Genomic DNA, 12694 nt, shown 5'->3' with positions numbered 1-12694 from the left:
CTCGTCGGCCTCGGAATCCTGACCCTGGCGAGTGTCCGCAGCATCACACGCCGCTGACCTTCCCCCAGTTCGCCGCCGCTGCACGAAGCCTGTTCGCCGCCGCTCCATGCGCCCGTTCGCCGCCGCTCCACGAAAACCCGCAGGCGAACGTGCACAGGGGTGCCCCCGACGGACCGCGCCTGTGTAGCTTGGGCGGCGGTCTGAGACCCTGATTAGCCTGAGCTGTAACCATTCGCGTGCGGAAGGACGGTCGTGCACATCGTCATCATGGGCTGCGGAAGAGTGGGTTCCGCTCTTGCCCAGACCCTGGAGCAACAGGGGCACACGGTCGCCGTGATCGACCAGGACCCCACCGCCTTCCGACGACTGGGCTCCGGGTTCGGCGGCCGTCGCGTCACCGGCGTCGGCTTCGACCAGGACACCCTGCGTGAGGCGGGCATCGAGGAGGCCGGCGCATTCGCCGCGGTCTCCAGCGGCGACAACTCGAACATCATCGCTGCCCGGGTGGCCCGCGAGATGTTCGGCATCGAGAACGTCGCGGCACGCATCTACGACCCCCGCCGCGCCGAGGTCTACCAGCGCCTCGGCATCCCGACCGTCGCCACCGTCCGCTGGACGGCCGACCAGATGCTGCGCCGGCTGCTGCCCTCGGGCGCCGAGCCGCTGTGGCGGGACCCCACCGGTGGGGTGCAGCTCGCCGAGGTGCACGCCTCGGCCGGCTGGGTCGGCCACAAGATCAGCCGGCTCCAGGACGAGACGGGCGTGCGCGTGGCCTTCCTCACCCGGCTGGGCGAGGCGATCCTGCCCTCCTCCCAGACGGTGCTGCAGGAAGGCGACCTGGTGCACGTGATGATGCGCACCGACGAGGTGGACAAGGTCGAGGCGGCGTTCGCCAAAGGCCCTGAAGAGGAGGCCGGTCACTGATGAGGGTCGCCATTGCCGGTGCCGGTGCCGTGGGCCGCTCGATCGCGGGCGAGCTCCTGGAGAACGGCCACGAGGTCCTGCTGATCGACAAGGCGCCGACCGCCATCTCGGTGGAGCGCGTCCCGCAGGCGGAGTGGCTGCTCGCCGACGCCTGCGAGATCACTTCCCTGGACGAGGCGGCGCTGCAGCGCTGCAACGTAGTCATCGCGGCCACGGGTGACGACAAGGTCAACCTCGTCGTCTCCCTGCTCGCGAAGACCGAGTACGGGGTCCCGCGGGTCGTCGCCCGCGTGAACAACCCCAAGAACGAATGGCTGTTCAACGAGGCCTGGGGCGTCGACGTCGCCGTCTCCACCCCGCGCCTGATGTCGGCCCTCGTGGAGGAGGCGGTCAGCGTCGGCGACCTCGTCCGGCTGCTCCGCTTCAGCCACGGCGACGCCAACCTCGTCGAGCTGACCCTGCCGCCGGAGTCCGCCCTGGCCGGCACGACGGTGGGCGACGTCGAGTGGCCCGAGGACACGTCCCTGGTGACGATCATCCGCGGCACCCGCGTCCTCACGCCGTCCCGGGAGGACTCCCTGGAGGCGGGCGACGAACTGCTCTTCGTGGCCGCCCAGGCCCGCGAGGAACAGCTGGAGGACCTGCTCTCGGTGCGCCGCGAGGACGCGACGAGCTGATCCGGCGGTCATACGAGGATGGCCGATCTGGCGGCCGTACGAGGATGGGGCGCCCGGAGATCTCCGGGCGCCCCATTGTCAGCCCGTCCGGCGTGAGGACGAGGCCGTTCAGGCCGAAGCGGGGGTCTGGGGGCGGCAGCCCTCAGCGAGACGCCCGTACCAGCGCTTGGTTACGCCTCTCGACGGTGTCGGCCCGCAGTCGTCTCGTTCCCTTCGGCGGCAGCCGCCCGGCGCTCCTTCTCGGCCTTCTCGGCCTTCTCCTCCGCCTCCATCTCCGCGAACACGTCGATCGGGGCGGGCGCCTTGGCGAGGAAGACCCAGGTGAGCCAGACGGCGAGGAGGAAGGGCGGGATCTTGAGGGCGATCAGGATCCAGCCGAACTTGGTGGTGTCGGCCCACCAGTAGAGCGGGAAGAGGACCGCGCACTTGGCGAGCAGGATCAGGCCCCAGGCCCAACTCGCCTTCGCGTAGGCCTTCTTGCGGCCGGGGTTGCGGGTGCGCCAGGAGAGGTTCTCCTTGAAGACCGGGCCGAGGATCAGGCCGATCAGCGGGACGCCCGCGAGGGTCGTGACGATGTAGGCGATGGCCAGGCCGAGCGTGTAGAGCATGCCCGGCAGGTAGAAGTCCTTCGCGTTGCCCGTCATCATCGCGAAGACCACGCCGAACGCGACGCCGAAGACGCCGCTGAAGGCGTGCTTGACGGTGTCCCGCATCACGAGGCGGACCACGACGAGCACCAGGGACACCGCGAGGGCGGCGATCGCCGACCAGTGCAGGTCCTTGTTGATCGTGAAGATGGTGACGAAGAGGAGGCCGGGCACCACGGTCTCGACCATGCCCCGCACGCCGCCGAATGCCTCGAAGAGCGCGGCCTCGGTCACCGCCCTCGAATCCTGCTGGGCGTCTTTGGTCGGCTTGTCGAGCGACGTCACCGGCTACTCCCGTCCAAGCGGTCTGAGTTCGTACTTCGGGTTGAACAGCACCCTACGGCCCCGGCTCATCGAGATGCGGCCCGATGCGATCAGCTTGCGCCCCGGCTCGATGCCGACGATGGAGCGCCGGCCGAGCCAGACCACGTCCAGGGCGGCCGAGCCGTCGAACAACTCGGCCTCCAGGGCCGGGACACCGGCCCGTGGCCGCAGAGTGACCGTGCGCAACGTACCAGTAACCGTGACGATCTGTCGGTCGTGGCAGTCACCGATGCGCGTACAGCCCGCGGTCTCGGCGTCCTCCCGCAGTTCCTCGGACTCCAGGTCCTGCTGGGACGAGGAGAGCCGGTCTATCATGCGCCGGAACCGGCCCGCCGGCTTTTCGGAACGAGGAACAGCACTCATACCGAAAGCGTACCGGGGTGCGGTGACAGCGACGTACCCGCGGCATCACCCCTCAAGCACGCTCACTTCTCGAACCGGTACCCCATCCCGGGTTCCGTGATGAAGTGCCGCGGATGCGAGGGATCCACCTCCAGCTTGCGGCGCAGCTGTGCCATGTAGACCCGGAGGTAGTTCGTCTCCGTGCCGTACGACGGCCCCCACACCTCCTGGAGAAGCTGCTTCTGGCTGACCAGGCGGCCCATGTTGCGCACCAGGACCTCCAGGAGGTGCCACTCGGTGGGGGTCAGACGGACATCGCGTCCCGCGCGGTTGACCTTCTTGGCGGCCAGATCGACGGTGAAGTCGTCGGTCTCGACGATCACGTCGTCCTCGCCGCCCCCGGTGGGCTCCGCGCGGCGGACCGCGGCGCGCAGCCGGGCGAGCAGTTCGTCCATGCCGAAGGGCTTGGTGACGTAGTCGTCGGCGCCCGCGTCGAGCGCCTCGACCTTCTCGTCGGAGGAGTGCCGGGCGGAGAGCACCAGGATCGGCACCCGGGTCCAGCCGCGCAGCCCCTTGATCACCTCGACGCCGTCCATGTCGGGCAGGCCCAGGTCGAGCACGACGACATCGGGGTGCCGCGCGGCGGCGAGCTCGAGCGCGGTGGCTCCGTCGGGGGCGGCGTCGACCTCGTACTTGCGTGCCTTCAGGTTGATCACGAGGGCTCGGGTGATCTGCGGCTCGTCGTCGACCACGAGGACCCTTGTGGGGGTCCGCGGGTCTCCCCCGGTCGAGCTCAGCATGGGGCCTGCCTTTCTGTCACTGGTCCTGCTGTTGCCGTAGCTCGTGCTGTCGCCGCGGCTCGTTCTGCTGTCGTGGCCAGGTCCGGCCGGCCGGCCACCGCCCGGACCGTGAGCACCATGGTGAGTCCGCCGCCGGGGGTGTCCTCGGCGTCGAGGGTGCCGCCCATCGCTTCGGCGAAACCGCGGGCAACCGCGAGGCCGAGGCCGACTCCGGCGCCGCGCGGGGCGTCGCCGTAGCGCTGGAAGGGCGCGAAGATACGGTCCTTGGCCTCGTCCGGGACGCCCGGACCACGGTCCACCACCCGCACCTCCACCCGGTCGGCGATGGCGCTCGCGGAGACCAGGACCGGTTCCTCGACGGGGCTGTATTTGACGGCGTTCTCGACGAGGTTGGCGACCGCGCGCTCCAGCAGCCCCGCGTCGACGGCGACCATCGGCAGGCTCTCCGGGATCTCCAGCTCGACGCTCTCCTCGGGATCCGGTACGCCGCCGAGCGCCATCGGGACCACCTCGTCGAGGTCGATCTCGCGGATCAGCGGGGTGACCGTGCCGGTCTGCAGCCGGGACATGTCCAGCAGGTTGCCCACCAGGTGGTCGAGGCGGTCGGCACCCTCCTCGATGCCTTCGAGGAGCTCCGCCCGGTCCTCCTCGGACCAGGCCACGTCGTCGGAGCGGAGAGACGAGACGGACGCCTTGATCCCGGCCAGCGGGGTGCGTAGGTCATGGCTGACGGCGGCCAGCAGCGCGGTGCGGATCCGGTTGCCCTCGGCCAGCTCCTTGGCCTGGTCGGCCTCGTGCTGGAGGCGCTGCCGGTCCAGGACCACGGCGGCCTGCGCGGCGAAGGCGGCGAGCACCCGGCGGTCGGAGGCAGGCAGCACCCGGCCGGACAGGGCGAGGGCCATGTGGTCGCCGACCGGCATGTCGACGTCGGCCTCCTCGGGGCGCTCGACCAGCGGACGCGGCCCGACGCTGCCCGCACACGTCCACGGATCGACGTCGCTCTCCCGCTCCAGCAGCGCGACCGACTCCATGCCGAAGGTCTCCCGGACCCGCTCCAACAGCGCCTCCAGGCTGGTCTCGCCGCGCAGCACACTCCCCGCGAGGAAGGAGAGGATCTCCGACTCCGAACGCAGGCGCGCCGCCTGGTGGGTGCGGCGGGCCGCCAGGTCCACCACCGAGGCGACGGACACGGCAACGCCGAAGAAGACCGCGATGGCGAGGATGTTCTCGGGGTCGGCGATCGTCCACGTGCGGATGGGCGGGGTGAAGTACCAGTTGATCAGCAGAGAGCCGAGGGCCGCCGAGGCCAGCGCCGGGTAGAGGCCACCCAGCAGAGCCGCCGCCACGGTCAGCGCCAGGAACAGCAGCATGTCGTTGGCGAGACCGAGGTCCGGGGCGGCCGTGCTCAGCAGCAGGGTCAGCAGCGCGGGACCGCCGATGCCGACGAGCCAGCCCCAGATGAGGCGGGAGCGGCCGAGTTTGGTGCGCGGCATGGCGGCCAGGCCGCGCCCCTTGCCCGCCTCGTCGTGGGTGATCAGGTGGACGTCGAGATCGGGCCCCGACTCGCGGGCGACCGTGGCGCCGACGCCCGGCCCGAAGACGTACTGCCAGCCCTTGCGGCGGGACACCCCGAGCACGATCTGGGTGGCGTTGACCCCGCGCGCGAACTCCAAGAGCGCCGCGGGGACGTCGTCGCCGATGACGTGGTGGAAGGTGCCGCCCAGGTCCTCGACCAGAGTGCGCTGGACGGCGAGTTCCTTGGGTGAGGCGGAGGTGAGACCGTCACTGCGGGCGATGTAGACGGCCATCACCTCGCCGCCGGCGCCCTTCTCCGCGAGCCGCGCGGCCCGGCGGATGAGCGTGCGTCCTTCGGGGCCGCCGGTCAGTCCGACGACGATCCGCTCCCTCGACCCCCAGATCGCCGAGACCTGGTGTTCGCTGCGGTACTCGGTCAGATAGGCGTCGACCCGGTCGGCGACCCAGAGGAGCGCCAGCTCACGCAGGGCCGTGAGGTTGCCGGGCCGGAAGTAGTTGGACAGGGCCGCGTCGACCTTGTCGGGCTTGTAGATGTTGCCGTGCGCCATCCGCCGGCGCAGCGCCTGCGGCGACATGTCGACCAGCTCTATCTGGTCCGCCCGGCGCACCACCTCGTCCGGCACGGTCTCCCGCTGCCGTACGCCCGTTATCGACTCGACGACGTCGCCCAGCGACTCCAGGTGCTGGATGTTGACCGTCGAGACGACGTCGATGCCGGCCGCCAGCAGCTCCTCCACGTCCTGCCAGCGCTTGTCGTTGCGCGAGCCGGGGATGTTCGTGTGCGCGAGCTCGTCGACCAGGGCCACCTGGGGGTGCCGTGCGAGCACCGCGTCCACGTCCATCTCGGTGAAGACGGACCCCCGGTACTCCAGCTCCTTGCGCGGCAGCTCCTCCAGCCCGTGCAGCATCACCTCGGTGCGCGGCCGGCGGTGAGGCTCCACGAACGCGACCACACAGTCGGTGCCCCGCTCGACGCGGCGGTGCGCCTCGGAGAGCATCGCGTACGTCTTGCCGACGCCCGGTGCCGCACCGAGGTAGATCCGAAGCCTGCCGCGTCCCATGACCCCTATTGTCTTCCTGTCACCACTGTGTACGCAGCGTCGACCTTACGACCAAGAATCCCGGCAAAAGGGACCGAGGGGTCGGTCAGGGACGTCTTTGACGCAACTCTGATGCACCGCACCGCGACGCAGCTCCGATGCACCGCGTGACGCAACGCGACGCAGCTCTGGTGCACCGCGCGTCAGGCGGAGGCTTCCCTGGGTTCCTTGGGCAGGGCCGAGGCGGTGCGCTGCACCGCCTGGAGACCCGCCACCGGCCCCGCGTCGTGCGGGACCAGGGCCAGCAGGCCGGGATCGGCCGTGACGAGCCATGCCAGGAGCTGCCGGAGCCGCAGCCGCCGGGGTGCCGCCGTGGCCGGGTCCGCGATCAGTTCGGACAGCCAGGTCACCGCCGTCTCGGTCTCCCCCGCGGCCTGCAGGTCCGACAGCAACTGCAGCTCACCGCTCCGCGGCGAGTTGGGGAAGCCCAGCACATGCCGCCAGAGCGTCAGCGCGGCGTCGCGCTCACCGAGGGCCGCCAGCTCCCGGGCAAGGGTGCACCGCTGGACCCAGAACAGATCACGATGCGCCATGGCCGTCTCCAGCACCCACGGCACCACAGCGTGGCCCTCGTTGCTGAGCAGCACCTGCAACCCACGGAGCACATCGGCTGTCGCCGCCGCGGGGAGACCGACGAGCTCCCGGGCGAATCGTCCGACGACGGCGTCCGTCGCCCGGTCCTCGAAGCGCGGCAGCGCGTCCAGTACTCCGTTCAGCCAGTTGACATCCGCGCTCAGCATCGGGTGGGCGAACCAGATCTCCTTCAGCTGGACGACCCCGTCGTCCCCGCCCGTCTTGAGCAGCACACGTGCCGCTTCCTCGAAACTGTCCCGGCGCGCGTTGGGCGTGCTCAGCGCGAGTTCCGCCATCTCCCTGGCCTGGTCGAGGGCTCCGGCCTCGAAGAAGGCCTTCGCGGCCCGCGAGCGATCGTATGAGGAGAGCACATGCCCCCGGTCGAGACGTTGCATGATCTGCTCGGCCTCGGTGACACCGGCCGCGGCCAGCCAGGTCCGGACGGCCTCACCGGTCCCGTACACAGCCCACCGCTCCACGCCGAAGACTCCCCGCGCCCAGTCGGCCGTGCTCTCGTCCGGATCGAAGGGGGCGATCGTGCGCAGCAGAGAGGCCGGATGCCAGTAGAAGTGGCCTATATCGGCGCTGCTGCGCTCGAACGCCGCGGTGATCGCTTCACGAGCCCCGGCCCCACGGGCCTTGACCCACATCTCCGCCGCCCACTCCAGGGCGCTCAGATGGAACGCGTTCGCGCCAAGTATCTGGTGGGCTATACGCGCGGCCGCCTCCTCCGCGCCGAGTTTGTCGAGGACCTTGCCGACCACCCATCGCCGCGCCTGGTCGGTCTCGGGCAGGGCCAGGGTCAGCCGCTCAGCCTCTGCCATCGCGCGATCCGACGCCGAGGTCAGCCAGGCCTCGACGGCACGCTCCGTATGGGTCGGCCACGATGTCGTCTCCTGGAGTATGCGCCGCGCCAGCTCTTCCGCCTCCTGCGCCCGGCCCAAGCCGGCCAGTGCCTCCGTCGCGAATGACATCTCCCAACTGTTGGCGTCGGGCTCCGCCACCATCTGCCAGGCCCGTCCGCGCACGGCCTCCCGGGCGTCCTCGCCGAGGGTGCAGGCGATCCGCGCGGCCCTGCCGAGCAGCCCGTAGACACCGCTGAGCACGAGGCCCAGGAGCTCCTGGGTGACCTCCGCCGTCCCGGCCTTTCCGTACGCCTCGACCGCGTAGAACCGGATGCTCGCGTCGAGGAACTCGCAGCGCGCCATGCGCTCCAGCCGCTCCAGCACCCCGGGCTGTCCCCCGAGCGCCCCCAGGACCTGGGCCGCCCGCTCCCGGTACTCGTCGTCGACGGAGCACCGGGCCACGGCCTCCAGGCGGTCGAACGTCTGCTCCCGGTCCGCCTCGCCGAACGTGACGCCCTCGGCGACCAGCAGCCCGGCGAGCAGGGGCCGTTCATGGCCGCCGACGGCACCCGTGCGCAGCTGTTCGGCGAGCCGGCCACCGTCGCAGTCGTCGCGTTCGCCCCACAGGCAGAACACGAACATGGCGAGCGTGCGTTCGTCGTCCTTGAAGGCGCGCAGGATCCAGTCCTCCGCGTCCGGGAAGGAGGGCGGTATCCGCTGCGCGTACGACTGGGCGGCGAAGTACTCGGCGAACGAGTGGTGGAGGAACCGGTAGTCGTCCTCGTCCCTGACGAGCAGGCCGGTGCCCTGCAGGAATTCCCGTACGTCGGCCTCCCAGCCCGTCACGGCCCAGCCCTCCCGCAACTGCGGCCGCACCCACTCCAGGGCCGCCTCCAGAAGCGACGACTCCCCTTCGAGGCGGCACCTCCCGAGCACACCGAGGACGTCCCGCTTCCGCTGGTTGAGCCACAGGTGCAGTTCGCGCCGCCCGGGGTCGTCGCGGTAGCGCCGCATCAGCCCCTGCCGTACGGCGCCCTCACTGCCCGCTCCCCGCGTCAGCAGATGCTCGAAGAACCGCTGGTAGAGGCTGAGTCTGCTGGTGGGCAGCGGATGCGTGGGGACCGCCGTCGCCGTGACCGCGGCGATGGTGGCGAGCAGCGGGTTGCGGACCAGGTCGCGCAGCCGGCCGTCCTCGGTTTCGCCGAGGAAGCGGTCCGCCGCGGTGCGCGCCTGTTCCTTATCCTGGTACTGCGCCGCGAACCACTTGGCGGCGAAGTCGCTCAACTCGTCGGTGCCGAACGGCTCCATGCGGTACTCGCCGATCAACGCCCCCCGCAACGGTGCCAGTTCGGGGTCGGACAGCGGGCGGCTGGTGATGACGAAGCGGTAGTCGCTGTCGGTGCGCGCGTGCTGCGCGATCATCCGGACGACCTCGGCACGCGACTCACGGTCCGCGATCTCGTCGAGCCCGTCGACCAGGACCATCCAGCGCGCTCCGTGCATCCGTCCCAGGAAGAGCCGTGCGTCGGGGTCGGCGACCAGGCTGTGGCCCAGCGTCCGCCGTAACGCCTGGCACAGCACCGTGCTCCATGAGCCGGGCTGGTCGACGAGCGTGCGGGCCGCGACCCTGACCGGGAGCACCGGCTCGGCGACAGGCGCTTCCAGGCTGGTGTCCTCGCGCAGCCAGATCCGCGAGAGGGTCCACGCCAGGTGGCTCGACAGCGTCGACTTCCCGGCGCCCGGCTCCCCGGTGATCAGGAGGTGCTCGTGCCGGGCGAGGGCCTCCGGGACCGGGAGCTGTGCGTCGATGGTCTGCGTCTCGTCGCGCGCGGCGGAGTCGCCTTGAGTGGCCGAACCGCCGTCCAGCTGGGTGGAGTTGCGGGCACCGCCCTCCGCGGAGTGCCACTGGGCCCGCATGCTCTGGCGTACGTAGACCGCCGACAGCGGCGGCTCGGCCACGCCGAGCATGTCGTACGGCAGCCGCTCCACCGCCTTCGCCTGCGCTTCGAGGAGGTTGCGGACGGCCGGATTCGGCAGCGGGAGCTCGGTCCACTCCTTCAGCCGGGGTGCGGCCGCCTGCCTGCTCTCGGCGCCGGCCCGGTCCAGGGCCTCCTTGGCCCGCACCCAGAGCGGGACGATCTCGTCCGGGTCGCGCTCCAACGCGACGGCGAGCGACTTGAGGACGGGGAGCTTCAGGAGCCGGGTGGCACTGCAGGCGCCGTAGACGACGTTCTTGTGGGCGATCTCCGCGCGGACCACCGCGTTGGGGCTTTCGTAGCCCGCGTCGGCTATCGCCCGGCGGAACCACTCGGCGAGTTCTTCGAGCGCGGGGTACCGCTCCGTGTCGCCCTTCGGCGGACGCCCCCCAGCCATACGTCTCCCTGCAACCCGGCGGCACTCGGTTTCCCGCAGTTTCCCCAGCGTAGTGGGAAACCCTTGCCTGCTCGGAGAGTTGGGGCAAGCCCGTCGCCACCGACACCGAGGAGCACCTGATGACCGGGATCGACCCCTTCGCCTCCCTCACCGCCGCCCTTCTCGCCCTCGCTCCGGGGGCGTTGGCGCTGGCCCGGTCCTGGATCCGGCACCGGACCGTGGTACGGACCGAGGAGGAGAACACGCGCCGCACCCTGATCGCCGTGGAGGGGTCGGATCCGGCCCGGCGCGCGGCGGTGGTGCGGGCGTGCGCCGAGCTGCACTCGACGGTGGAGCGGCACCCGGGGAGCGGACGGTGAGGTGCCGCGACGCGTGGCTCCGCGGCGCTCAGTGCTCGACGATCTCCCCGTCGCTCAACTCCAGTACCCGGTCGGCCAGATCGAGCAGAGTCGCGTCGTGCGTGGCGACCAGCGCCGTCACGTGTTCGCTGCGGACGACGGCGCGCAGCAGCTCCATCACGGCGATACCGGTCTCGGCGTCGAGCTGCCCGGTGGGCTCGTCGGCGATGAGGAGCGAGGGGTCGTTGGCGAGGGCGCGGGCGATGGCCACGCGCTGTTGCTGGCCGCCGGACAGCTCGCCGGGGCGCTGCGCCGCGTGGTCCGCGAGGCCGACGAGGGAGAGCAGCAGCTCGACGCGCTCCTCGCGCTCGCGCGGATCGGCCCGGCGCAGCCGCATCGGGACGCCGACGTTCTCGGCGGCGGTGAGGATGGGGATCAGCCCGAAGGACTGGAAGACGAAGCCGATGCGGTCGCGGCGCAGCCCCAGGAGCCCGTTCTCGTCGAGCGTCGAGAGGTCGAGGCCGTCGACGGTGATGCGCCCCTCGTCCGGCTCGTCGAGCCCGCCGACGAGGTTGAGGAGCGTGGTCTTGCCGGACCCGGAGCGGCCCTTGAGGGCGACGAGTTCGCCGCGCGGTACGTCGAAGGAGACGCCGCGCAGCGCGTGCACGGCGGCGGCTCCGGTGCCGTACGAGCGATGGACGTTCTCGACGCGCACCATGGTGTCCGTGACGACCTGGCTCATGATCCTCCCCCGTCGACCGGGCGCCAGTATGTCCAGCGGGCGCCCGGCCGGGCAATGGGTCAGCTCGGGTTGTCCCCGTGGGTCAGCGTCTCCCAGGCCACGAAGAGGTTGTTGCTGCCGGCCGGGCGGTTCTGCTCGGTCAGCTTCTGGGTATTGGTCATCGCGATGCCCAGACGGTTGTGCAGGGCGTTGTAGCCGACCTCGGTGACCGGTCCGAGGCCGAGCTTCAGCGACCCGCCGCACAGCCAGCTCGGCACCGCCTCGCCCAGCTGGTACTTGGACTGGAAGCCGAGCGCCTGCCGCAGCCGCTCGCCGACGTCCGTGCCGTACAGGTCCGCACCCTGGATGCGGCTGGTCTCGGCGACGTGCGAGATGGCGGAGATGCCGTACCCGGTGTGCGTGAAGTCGCGGCAGGTCTCCTGGGTCAGCCCGGTGACGAAGGTGGACTGTCCCTGCCAGTAGCTGACGATCTTCGCGGTCGTGTCGAGGTTCTGGCTCGGCACCGTCTTCGGCACAGCGCCGTCGGACGAGAGATAGACGTACGCGGCCGTACGCGTCCGGAACTTCGCCATGGCCTTGTCGTACGACGTCTTGTCCTCGAGGAAGACGGAGATGCCGACGGCGGCCTCCATCATCGACAGCTCCCAGTTCCCGTTGGAGTTGGAGCCGTTGATGATCTCGGGGAGGTAGACGGTGCGCAGCATGGTCGCGAAGCGGCCGGAGTTGGCCCACGTGCCGGTGTACGTGTACTTGATGATCTCGGCGGCCTTGGGCCAGGAGGAGCCGGCCCAGCCGGTCTGCAGGGGCGCGTTGCTGTTGGTGTGGTCCTTGATCACCGCCGACCAGGCGTCCATCAGCTCGATGGACTTCTTCGCGTACCGCTCGTCGCGGGTGATGTACCAGGCGAGGGCATCGGTGTACGCGGCGATCGCGTCCTCGCGCTCGTCGGTGCAGCCGTAGTTCGGGTTGGAGTACGAGCCGCACTCGACGGTCGCGCGGGGCGTCGCGGTGCGGGACAGCGAGGCGTACTTGCTCGCCATCATCTGGTCGTACGCGCCCTTCCAGGGCTGGGCGCCGGCGTTGACCTTGCCGCGGGCGAAGTCCAACTGGCCCTTGGAGACGGTGACTCCGGGGTGCGCGAAGGCGGCGGGCGCGGCATCGGCACGGTGGGCGCCGGGCCAGGCGAGGAGCCCGCCCACGAGGGCCGCCGTCACGGCGGCGACGGTGGCGAGGAGTGCGGGGCGTGGTCTGCGGCGGTGACGGGTGGGGGCATCGGACATGTGGGGCCATCCGTTCTCGTACGTGAACGACACATGGACTTCTGAACACGCGCGCTGGCCGCAGAACATAGGTCCAGACCATGCTTCCGTCAATACGTGAAGTAAGACGTGCTGCTCAACCGCCCTTCATGGAGGAGAACTTGGGCATACGAAAGGGCCGCACCCCCGGCGAAGGGGGTGCGGCCCGACTCGT

Annotated in this window: 10 protein-coding genes; 3 read left to right on the top strand and 7 right to left on the bottom strand. The window is 70.6% G+C overall.

The genetic code is table 11. From position 1 onward, the window contains the following. Nucleotides 1–252 precede the first annotated feature (252 nt). A complete protein-coding gene (locus tag ACFY0T_RS30120; RefSeq protein WP_388877237.1) occupies nucleotides 253–924 on the top strand; it encodes a potassium channel family protein in 672 nt (223 codons plus the stop codon). Then, entirely contained in the window at nucleotides 924–1601 is a 678-nt protein-coding gene (locus ACFY0T_RS30115; protein ID WP_099506151.1) for a TrkA family potassium uptake protein, read from the top strand. Before ACFY0T_RS30120 ends, ACFY0T_RS30115 begins: the two co-directional genes overlap by 1 nt. A 170-nt stretch (nucleotides 1602–1771) precedes the next feature. Here ACFY0T_RS30115 and ACFY0T_RS30110 read toward each other — a convergent pair whose 3' ends face one another. From ACFY0T_RS30110 to ACFY0T_RS30090, 5 genes are all read right to left on the bottom strand, one after another. Then, the gene (locus ACFY0T_RS30110) at nucleotides 1772–2533 is read right to left on the bottom strand and encodes a DUF3159 domain-containing protein (protein ID WP_388877234.1); all 762 of its coding nucleotides are present in this window, start codon (nucleotides 2531–2533) and stop codon (nucleotides 1772–1774) included. Between the two features lie 3 nt (nucleotides 2534–2536). Next, nucleotides 2537–2935, bottom strand: a complete 399-nt coding sequence (locus ACFY0T_RS30105; protein ID WP_099920258.1) for an OB-fold nucleic acid binding domain-containing protein — start codon at nucleotides 2933–2935, stop codon at nucleotides 2537–2539. A gap of 62 nt (nucleotides 2936–2997) precedes the next feature. Next, nucleotides 2998–3714 carry a response regulator gene (locus ACFY0T_RS30100; protein ID WP_388877231.1) on the bottom strand — a complete coding sequence of 239 codons (717 nt, stop codon included), beginning with the start codon at nucleotides 3712–3714 and terminating at the stop codon, nucleotides 2998–3000. Then, entirely contained in the window at nucleotides 3708–6311 is a 2604-nt protein-coding gene (locus ACFY0T_RS30095) for an ATP-binding protein (RefSeq protein WP_388877228.1), read from the bottom strand. Before ACFY0T_RS30095 ends, ACFY0T_RS30100 begins: the two co-directional genes overlap by 7 nt. 182 nt (nucleotides 6312–6493) lie before the next feature. Then, nucleotides 6494–10141, bottom strand: a complete 3648-nt coding sequence (locus tag ACFY0T_RS30090) for an NACHT domain-containing protein (RefSeq protein WP_388877225.1) — start codon at nucleotides 10139–10141, stop codon at nucleotides 6494–6496. A gap of 119 nt (nucleotides 10142–10260) precedes the next feature. On the opposite strand from ACFY0T_RS30090, the gene ACFY0T_RS30085 reads away from it, so the two are divergent. Next, nucleotides 10261–10500, top strand: a complete 240-nt coding sequence (locus ACFY0T_RS30085; protein WP_388877222.1) for a hypothetical protein — start codon at nucleotides 10261–10263, stop codon at nucleotides 10498–10500. 28 nt (nucleotides 10501–10528) lie between these two features. On the opposite strand, the gene ACFY0T_RS30080 is transcribed toward ACFY0T_RS30085, so the two are convergent. Together ACFY0T_RS30080 and ACFY0T_RS30075 are read right to left on the bottom strand one after the other, a co-directional pair. Next, nucleotides 10529–11221, bottom strand: coding sequence for an ABC transporter ATP-binding protein (locus ACFY0T_RS30080; protein ID WP_388877219.1), 693 nt, complete (start codon nucleotides 11219–11221; stop codon nucleotides 10529–10531). A gap of 59 nt (nucleotides 11222–11280) precedes the next feature. Then, nucleotides 11281–12501: an alginate lyase family protein gene (locus ACFY0T_RS30075; RefSeq protein WP_388877216.1), complete on the bottom strand. Its 1221-nt coding sequence runs from the start codon at nucleotides 12499–12501 to the stop codon at nucleotides 11281–11283. Between the last annotated feature and the right edge of the window lie 193 nt (nucleotides 12502–12694).

Origin of the sequence: Streptomyces sp. NPDC001530 (assembly GCF_042894545.1) — a bacterium.
Classification (GTDB): Bacteria; Actinomycetota; Actinomycetes; order Streptomycetales; family Streptomycetaceae; genus Streptomyces.
This window is presented reverse-complemented; position numbering and strand designations above follow the sequence as displayed.

What these genes read in the sequence shown, in the direction of transcription:
- ACFY0T_RS30115 (WP_099506151.1), top strand. Translation starts at nt 924, where the DNA reads ATGAGGGTCGCCATTGCCGGTGCCGGTGCCGTGGGCCGCTCGATCGCG.
- ACFY0T_RS30105 (WP_099920258.1), bottom strand. Translation starts at nt 2,935, where the DNA reads ATGAGTGCTGTTCCTCGTTCCGAAAAGCCGGCGGGCCGGTTCCGGCGC.
- ACFY0T_RS30100 (WP_388877231.1), bottom strand. Translation starts at nt 3,714, where the DNA reads ATGCTGAGCTCGACCGGGGGAGACCCGCGGACCCCCACAAGGGTCCTC.
- ACFY0T_RS30095 (WP_388877228.1), bottom strand. Translation starts at nt 6,311, where the DNA reads ATGGGACGCGGCAGGCTTCGGATCTACCTCGGTGCGGCACCGGGCGTC.
- ACFY0T_RS30090 (WP_388877225.1), bottom strand. Translation starts at nt 10,141, where the DNA reads ATGGCTGGGGGGCGTCCGCCGAAGGGCGACACGGAGCGGTACCCCGCG.
- ACFY0T_RS30085 (WP_388877222.1), top strand. Translation starts at nt 10,261, where the DNA reads ATGACCGGGATCGACCCCTTCGCCTCCCTCACCGCCGCCCTTCTCGCC.
- ACFY0T_RS30080 (WP_388877219.1), bottom strand. Translation starts at nt 11,221, where the DNA reads ATGAGCCAGGTCGTCACGGACACCATGGTGCGCGTCGAGAACGTCCAT.
- ACFY0T_RS30075 (WP_388877216.1), bottom strand. Translation starts at nt 12,501, where the DNA reads ATGTCCGATGCCCCCACCCGTCACCGCCGCAGACCACGCCCCGCACTC.